Here is a 1405-nt window from a genome sequence, read left to right as displayed (position 1 = left end):
ACCGGGTGCTGGCGCTGGCGCCGGATCACCTCGCCGCGCTGGCGCAGCGCGGCAACGCCGCGGCCGAGCTGGGGCGCACCGCGGACGCCATCGACAGCTATGCCCGCGTGCTGGCGCTCGCGCCGGAATCGGCGCATGTGCTCTGCAATCAGGCCAGCGTGCTGGTGGCGGCGGGCCGCCACGACGAGGCCGCGGCGGCCTGCGATCGTGCGCTCGCGCTCGACGCGCACGATCCCAAGGCGCATTTCGTGCGCGGCCGCGCGCGGCTCGAGGCGCATCGCTACGAAAGCGCGCTCGACGACTTCGGCGTGCTGACCGAGGCGACGCCCGGCGACAAGCTCGTGCACTTCCATCGCGGCAACGCGCTGCGCGCGCTGCGCCGTCACGACGAGGCGCGCCAGGCCTATGCGGACGCGATCGCGATCGATCCCGAATTCGTCGTGGCGCACTGCACGCGCTCGTTCCTGAGCCTGGCGATCGGCGATTTCGAGGCCGGCTGGGCCGAATACGAATGGCGCTGGCGCGACCGTCAGCTCGACCCGAGCCGCCGCACGTTCGCGCAGCCGCGCTGGACCCGCGACATGCCGCTCGACGGCAAGACCATCCTGCTGTACGCCGAGCAGGGCCTGGGCGACACGCTGCAGTTCTGCCGTTACGCCGCGCTCGTCAAGGCGCTCGGCGCCCGGGTGGTGCTGGAGGTGCAGCCCGAGCTGGTGGCGCTGCTCGGCGCGCTCGAGGGCGTCGACGTGCTGGTGGCGCGCCATGCGCCGCTGCCGGTGTTCGACCTGCATTGCCCGCTGATGAGCCTGCCGCGCGAATTCCGCACCGATCTCGATTCGATCCCGGGCCGCCAGCCTTACCTGCGCGCTGATCCGGCGCGCGTGGCGCGCTGGCGGGAGCGGCTCGGCCCGGCGCAGCGGCCGCGCATCGGCGTGGTCTGGTCGGGCAACCCGCTGCACCTGAACGATCACAACCGCTCGATCCCGCTGGCCGATCTGCTGCCGATCGTCGACAGCCGTTACGACTGGGTGAGCCTGCAGAAGGTGGTGCGCGAGGAGGATCGCGCGGTGCTCGACGCGAGCGCGATCCGCTTCGTCGGCGATGCGCTGACCGATTTCGCCGAAACCGCCGCGCTGGTGGAAACGATGGATTGCGTGATCAGCGTCGATACCTCGGTGGCGCACCTGGCCGGCGCTCTGGGCCGGCCGCTGGCGGTGATGCTGCCGTTCACGCCGGATTTCCGCTGGATGCTCGAGCGCGACGACAGCCCGTGGTACCCCGAGGCGCGGCTGTTCCGGCAGGCCGAGGGCGGCCAGTGGGCGCCGGTGGTGGAACGGCTCGGCGCTGCGCTGCCGGCGCTGGCCGGCGGAGGCCGGCCGTGAGCCACGCGCCGCTGCGCGCCGCG

Annotated in this window: 1 protein-coding gene; it reads left to right on the top strand. The window is 72.9% G+C overall.

What is annotated here, in order from left to right; translation table 11 throughout:
• Positions 1 to 1382: tetratricopeptide repeat protein (locus G3N92_RS34115; RefSeq protein WP_206131880.1), on the top strand; the 1382-nt coding region annotated here is incomplete at its 5' end.
• Positions 1383 to 1405: the final 23 nt, after the last annotated feature.

It is taken from the genome of Burkholderia sp. Ac-20379 (genome assembly GCF_017104645.1).
In the GTDB taxonomy this organism is placed as follows: domain Bacteria; phylum Pseudomonadota; class Gammaproteobacteria; order Burkholderiales; family Burkholderiaceae; genus Burkholderia.
The sequence above is the reverse complement of the archived record's forward strand: the minus strand, read 5'-3'. Positions and strand labels throughout refer to the sequence as shown.